Source organism: Ursidibacter arcticus, assembly GCF_009761375.1.
GTDB lineage: Bacteria > Pseudomonadota > Gammaproteobacteria > Enterobacterales > Pasteurellaceae > Ursidibacter > Ursidibacter arcticus.
In genome coordinates, this window is record NZ_LEKM01000142.1 from 1 (window position 1) to 6,858 (window position 6,858).

5 protein-coding genes are annotated in these 6,858 nt (G+C 40.6%); 2 read left to right on the plus strand and 3 right to left on the minus strand.

From position 1 onward, the window contains the following. Positions 1-257: 257 nt before the first annotated feature. Complete coding sequence (gene uvrA, locus A1D25_RS06370) at positions 258-3,086, plus strand: excinuclease ABC subunit UvrA (protein ID WP_157394860.1); 2,829 nt, start codon at positions 258-260, stop codon at positions 3,084-3,086. A gap of 114 nt (positions 3,087-3,200) precedes the next feature. After that, complete coding sequence (locus tag A1D25_RS06375) at positions 3,201-3,575, plus strand: YacL family protein (protein WP_157394861.1); 375 nt, start codon at positions 3,201-3,203, stop codon at positions 3,573-3,575. A 101-nt stretch (positions 3,576-3,676) separates the two neighbouring features. Here A1D25_RS06375 and rlmM read toward each other — a convergent pair whose 3' ends face one another. The 3 genes from rlmM to A1D25_RS06390 all read right to left on the minus strand — a co-directional run. Then, a complete protein-coding gene (gene rlmM, locus A1D25_RS06380) occupies positions 3,677-4,759 on the minus strand; it encodes a 23S rRNA (cytidine(2498)-2'-O)-methyltransferase RlmM (protein ID WP_157394862.1) in 1,083 nt (360 codons plus the stop codon). A 19-nt stretch (positions 4,760-4,778) separates the two neighbouring features. Beyond that, entirely contained in the window at positions 4,779-5,180 is a 402-nt protein-coding gene (locus A1D25_RS06385; protein WP_157394863.1) for a DUF423 domain-containing protein, read from the minus strand. Between the two features lie 154 nt (positions 5,181-5,334). Then, a partial coding sequence (locus tag A1D25_RS06390) for a YadA-like family protein (protein WP_205420588.1) occupies positions 5,335-6,858 on the minus strand: 1,524 nt, incomplete at its 5' end.

The window sequence follows — 6,858 nt, forward strand, 5'->3', positions numbered from 1 at the left end:
AATGATTCAGACTGATGACAAACCCCAATTTGTTGTATTCAATAAACGGACGCCAGCGTGGCGTCCCTACACAACAAAATAAAATCTGTTATTTTTCAATTGGTTATAACTTTTCTTGTAGGGACGCCACGCTGGCGTCCGAATGAAAAAAGACTTTGTCAATAATCTGAAAACATTGATATTTGGTACAGTTATTCAAATTATGCGATAATGATCGACAAATAGAACTATCCTGCTTTACAGCTTTAGAAGGCATTATGCAACATATCGATATTCGTGGGGCAAGAACCCATAATCTAAAAAATATCAACTTAATTTTACCTAGAGATAAATTTATTGTTATTACTGGTTTATCAGGGTCAGGAAAATCTTCCTTAGCTTTTGATACCCTTTATGCCGAAGGGCAACGCCGTTATGTTGAATCACTTTCAGCTTACGCTCGTCAATTTTTATCGTTAATGGAAAAGCCTGATGTTGATCATATTGAAGGGCTTTCTCCTGCCATTTCGATTGAGCAAAAATCAACTTCTCATAACCCACGTTCAACGGTTGGTACGGTAACTGAAATTCACGACTATTTACGTTTACTTTTTGCTAGAGTCGGTGAACCACGTTGCCCAGATCACGGCACACCACTGGCTGCACAGACGATTTCACAAATGGTTGATCGTGTATTGGAAGAGCCAGAAGGAAAACGTTTGATGTTGCTAGCTCCTGTGGTTAAAGAGCGTAAAGGGGAACATGTAAAACTTTTAGAGAATCTGACCGCTAATGGTTATATTCGAGCCCGAATTGACGGGGAAATTTGTGATCTTTCTGACCCGCCTAAACTTGAGTTACAGAAAAAACATACCATTGAAGTAGTGGTTGATCGTTTTAAAGTGCGAGCGGATATAGCTACTCGCTTGGCAGAATCTTTTGAAACGGCACTGGATCTATCTGGTTCTACAGCCATTATTGCCGATATGGACGATCCCTCTGCGGAAGAATTACTGTTTTCATCCAGTTTTGCTTGTACTGAGTGTGGTTATTCTTTAAATGAACTCGAACCACGTTTATTTTCATTCAATAACCCTGCTGGAGCTTGTCCAACTTGTGATGGTTTAGGGGTTCAACAATATTTTGATGAACGCAAAGTTGTGCAAAATCCTGAAATCTCATTAGCAAATGGGGCAATTAAAGGGTGGGATCGCCGTAGTTTCTACTATTTTGGTTTACTTAAAGCGGTCGCTAAACATTACAATTTTGATATTGAGACGCCATTTAATGAGCTGCCGAAGAAAATCCAACAAATTGTGCTAAACGGCTCAAAAGATGAAATTGAGTTCCTGTATGTGAATGATCGGGGCGATAGTGTTAAACGTGTTCACGCTTTTGAAGGTGTGCTTAACAATATGGCTCGCCGTTATAAAGAAACTGAATCTAATTCAGTGCGTGAAGAATTAGCTAAATATATCAATAATCGAGCTTGTACAGATTGTGAAGGCTCTCGTTTACGCAAAGAGGCACGTTATGTCTTTATTGAAAAAACGAATTTACCGATGGTATCAGAAAAAAGTATCGGTGAAGCTCTCGACTTTTTCGATAAGCTGAATTTAGTAGGCCAAAAAGCCAAAATTGCAGAAAAAATTCTGAAAGAAATTCGAGAGAGATTACAATTTTTAGTCAATGTCGGTTTGAATTATCTCTCATTATCTCGTTCGGCTGAAACGCTATCAGGAGGAGAAGCTCAGCGGATCCGTCTTGCAAGCCAAATTGGTGCAGGGCTAGTTGGGGTAATGTATGTGTTAGATGAACCTTCTATCGGTTTACACCAACGAGATAACGAACGTCTGCTAAATACCCTAATTCATTTACGCAATTTGGGGAATACCGTTATTGTGGTTGAACACGATGAAGATGCGATAATGGCGGCAGATCATATTGTGGATATTGGTCCTGGTGCTGGTGTTCACGGTGGAAACGTGATCGCTCAGGGAACAGCTCAAGAAATTATGCAAAGTGAAGTGTCATTGACGGGGAAATTCTTATCTGGGCGTGAGAAGATTGAGATCCCAGCACAACGAACACCAAGAGATGCTACTAAACTGCTGACATTAAAAGGGGCAAAAGGCAATAATTTAAAAGAAGTGGATTTAGAGATTCCGGTTGGGTTATTTACTTGTATTACTGGGGTTTCGGGTTCAGGTAAATCGACCTTAATCAACGATACTTTATTCCCTATTGCACAAAATGCGTTAAATCGTGCTGAAAATAGCAATGTTGCCCCTTATAAAAGTATTGATGGGCTTGCACATTTTGATAAAGTGATCGACATCAACCAAAGCCCGATTGGACGTACACCACGCTCAAATCCTGCGACTTACACAGGGTTATTTACACCTATTCGTGAACTTTTCGCAGGTACACAAGAGGCAAGAGCAAGGGGATATAACGTGGGACGCTTTAGCTTTAATGTGCGTGGTGGACGTTGTGAAGCTTGCCAAGGTGATGGGGTAATTAAAGTGGAGATGCACTTCTTACCTGATGTTTATGTTCCTTGTGATCACTGTAAAGGCAAACGTTATAATCGTGAAACCCTTGAAATTCGCTATAAGGGTAAGACGATTCATCAAGTGTTAGATATGACGGTAGAAGAGGCTCGTGAGTTTTTTGATGCTGTTCCTATGATTGCCCGCAAATTACAAACGCTGATTGATGTGGGATTATCGTATATCCGCTTAGGGCAATCTTCTACTACACTTTCAGGCGGTGAAGCTCAACGTGTTAAGTTAGCAACGGAACTCTCAAAACGAGATACAGGTAAAACACTCTATATTTTAGATGAACCAACCACAGGTTTACATTTTGCCGATATTAAACAGCTACTCAGTGTGTTGCACCGCTTACGAGATCAAGGCAATACGATTGTTGTAATTGAGCATAATTTAGATGTAATTAAAACAGCTGATTGGATTGTCGATCTCGGGCCTGAAGGTGGAGCAGGTGGCGGACAAATTATTGCGACAGGTACACCAGAGCAAGTCGCTGAAGATAAACATTCTCACACTGCAAGATTTTTAAAGGCTATCCTTGCTAAAGGTTAAAACTTATTACTTAAAAGCTAATCAAGCGGTAAGATTGATTTAAAAATTTGTAAAAAAATAAGCGAATCTTACCGCTATACATAAGCTAAAGACTGCAGAATAAAAGGACAAAAAATGGAATATCAATTTACTCATACAATGCACGGTGTTGTGGCTAAATGTTCAATGGATCACGAAGCTTTCGCACGTTGGCTAAATACCGAACTCTCAAATAATCCAAAAGAGTTACAAGATATTTTTACTGAAATTGCTAAATGCCGTATTGCACCAAATTATGAAGCTATTTTTGAAGGCAAAGAATATACGCTCTATTTAAGTGCCGATGAAGTAATGGCAAAAGCTAACAATTTGGATATGGCATTTGATGATTTAGATGAAATGGAAGAAGGGTTTAATTTCTATAACGAAGAAAGTATCGCTTTTTGTGGATTAGAAGATTTTGAAGCATTTCTACAGGCTTATCAACGGTTTGTGAATACACTTCACTAGAATAAGGTGTAATGGACAAAATGGTTGTTAATAATTTTACTATCTATAACTATTAACAATCATTTTGCTTATTTCACAACCCTATCTATTTTACCTTTATGCTATTTTCCCATTACCGCAATATGTACGGTAATTTCTTCTCGATCGTGATACAAATGCTTGGCTTGAATGGAAAACCAAAGTCCTTGTTTATTCAGTTCTTCTTCTAAATAATTCAAACAAAGTTTGACTTCTTGATAACGCTTTTTCATTGGTAGTTTTAAGTTGAATATCGTTTCTCTACACCAACCATTGATAAGCCATTTTGCAATCAATTTAGCAATACGCATTGGTTGCTCCACCATATCACAAACTAACCAATCAATCTGTTTACGTTTTGGTGGTTGGAATTTAAAACCATCTTCCGAACAATGCTCAATACGCCCTGTATCGTGTAAACTTTCTGCCATTTTTCCGTGATCGACTGCATAAACAAATAAGCCACGCTTTACTAATTGATATGTCCAACCACCAGGACAAGCCCCAAGATCGACCCCGATCATCTGTTCGTTTAACCGTTTTTTCTCATCATTTGTAGGAATAAAACTCAAAATAGCTTCTTCTAACTTTAGGGTAGAACGACTTGGTGCATCAGCCGGAAATTTTAAACGGGGTATGCCCATTAAAAATGGCGAGCGATTATGATTATAGGCATAACCAACATAACATTTACCCGAACCTATAAATAAAATATGTAAGCTAACACTGTTTTTACTGCTCTCTTTTGCTCCTAGCCACCCTTGTTTTTTGAGTGCAGTACGCAATGGCACAGTAAACTTACGACAAAAGGTCAGTAATTCTTTCGCCTCATTCGTATCAGGCGTTTCCACCACAATATCACTACTTAAAATTGGGTTAATCGCTTGATATACTTCAATAATAGGGCTAATACGATCCTTTTCAGGTAAATTTTGAAGTAATTCGCCCACTACAAACATTTGACGGACAAAAATCAGTTCTGTAAGTTTTAATTCTTGAGCAAGGCGATCCGCTTCGTTTGGCTGATAACATTCAAAAATCACAAAACCGCTCTGCTCTTTTAAATTTGCAAAGCCAAAAATACCAAGATCAGCGGCTTTATCGGTTATTTCGCCAGCAACTTCTTTCTCAAAACCTGCTCGACAGAGTAATGCTAATTTATTCATTTTATTATTCTACTACTTATTAAGATTTAGGTTTTCTCACACTAATATAGGCAAGTGCTGCCCAGCCAATCAGAAAAATCGTACCGCCAATTGGCGTTGTCCAAACAAAAATACGGCTAGCCCCAAGTGCTAAAAGATACAAGCTACCACTAAAAAAGAGTGTACCCAATACCCAACTGCCACCAATAATATTAAAGGCTTTCGCTCTGCAAGCGGGGGGATTTTGCCCTAAATTTGCAACTTGAAACAATCCCAATCCTAGCAACGCTAAAGTATGAAACATCTGGTATTTTAACCCTGTATCAATCCACGCTAATGCTTTGGGTTCAAGCGTTTTCTCTAAACCGTGAGCAGCAAATGCACCAAAAGCAATACAAAAAAATCCGCTTAATGCGGAAAGAAATAACCATCTATTTTTCATCATAACTCTCACCAAAATACTTAATTACTCCCATTATATCTCAAAGCTGTATGCTCATAAAAAAAATCTGCACCCTACTCAGTGAATATTCACTTTTGGGATACAGATTTTAAATTTTACTACTTTTACTAACTAGCTAATTATAGATAGTTAATTACCATTGGTAACCAATACCAACAGATCCACCAAAGTCTCCACGAGAATTTGCGTTACCCTGAAGTTTAAAGATTGTTTTACCATTATCAGATGCACGAGAGTAACCTACTGCAACCGCACTTTGACCTTTAAATGTACCAGCAGAAGCCGCTACCATTGATTTACCAGGAACATACACTTGCGGTAAACCTGCAGCTGCATTCGCACCAGCAATACCCGCACGCAGATGTTTATCTACCTTGTTGATACGAGTATTTACTGTATCAACACGTTGTTCAACCTTGTTAATACGAGTATTTGCTTCATCGACACGTTGTTCAACCTTATTAATACGAGTATTTACAGTTCCAATACGTTGCTCAAGCTGAGCTACATTCACTGCATCTGTTGGTGCAGTACCTTCCGCAACATTAGTAATTTTCTTACCACCAGCATTGATGCCATTAGCATCAATTCTAACCGTACCTACGGTAACTACACCATGATCAACATTTCGTAGATCTAACTCAACAACACCATCATTAATAACACCCTCAACATCAGCGGTGCCTACACCTTTGATTAAGACGTTTTTAATTGAGTTACTGTCTTTACCATCTTTTACGGTAAACGACTTCGGTCCAGCTTTATCGGTGATGGTAATAGTTTTGGTGCCTTTATTGTCGTCATCGACTTTAACTTCTGGGCTAAAGCCGTCTTGACCGTCTTCGCCTTTATCGCCTTTAGGACCGCCACCAGGACCACGTTCACCTTGAGGACCTTTGTCGCCGGTTTCACCTTTATCGCCGGGTTCGCCTTTGTCGCCGGTTTCACCTTTGTCGCCGGTTTCGCCTTTGTCGCCGGTTTCGCCTTTGTCGCCAGTCTCACCTTTATCACCTTGGACGCCTTGGATACCTTGAGGGCCTTGTTCGCCGTCTTTACCATCTTTGCCGTCTTTACCGTCTTTACCATCTACACCAGGTTCACCTTGTGGACCTTGAGGACCTGCGATACCTTGTTCACCTTGTGGGCCTTTCTCGCCGTCAGGACCTTTGGCACCTTGCGGGCCTTGGATACCTTGAATACCTTGCTCACCTGGCTGACCTTTATCGCCTTGCGGACCTTTGTCACCACGGTCGCCTTTTTCGCCTTTGTCACCAGTTTCACCTTTATCACCGGTTTCACCTTTTTCGCCACCGTTTGGACCAGGCAAGCCACGAGGACCTTGTTCACCACGTTCACCTTTCTCACCTTTGTCACCACGGTCGCCTTTTTCGCCTTTGTCACCTTGAGGACCTTTGGCACCTTCAGCACCTTGAATACCTTGGACACCTTGAGGACCTTGCTCGCCTTGCTCGCCTTTTTGACCTCTTTCGCCCTGTTCACCTTGGATACCTTGGGCGCCTTGAGCACCTTGTTCGCCGGCTTTACCGTCTTGACCGTCTTTGCCGTCCTTACCGTCTACACCTGGCGCACCTTGTGGACCTTGGATGCCTGGATCACCTTGAGGACCTTTGTCGCCAGTTTCGCCTTTGTCGCCGGT

Bases quoted from the DNA above. Each gene is read 5' to 3' on its own strand.
- uvrA (WP_157394860.1), top strand. From the start codon at position 258: ATGCAACATATCGATATTCGTGGGGCAAGAACCCATAATCTAAAAAAT.
- A1D25_RS06375 (WP_157394861.1), top strand. From the start codon at position 3,201: ATGGAATATCAATTTACTCATACAATGCACGGTGTTGTGGCTAAATGT.
- rlmM (WP_157394862.1), bottom strand. From the start codon at position 4,759: ATGAATAAATTAGCATTACTCTGTCGAGCAGGTTTTGAGAAAGAAGTT.
- A1D25_RS06385 (WP_157394863.1), bottom strand. From the start codon at position 5,180: ATGAAAAATAGATGGTTATTTCTTTCCGCATTAAGCGGATTTTTTTGT.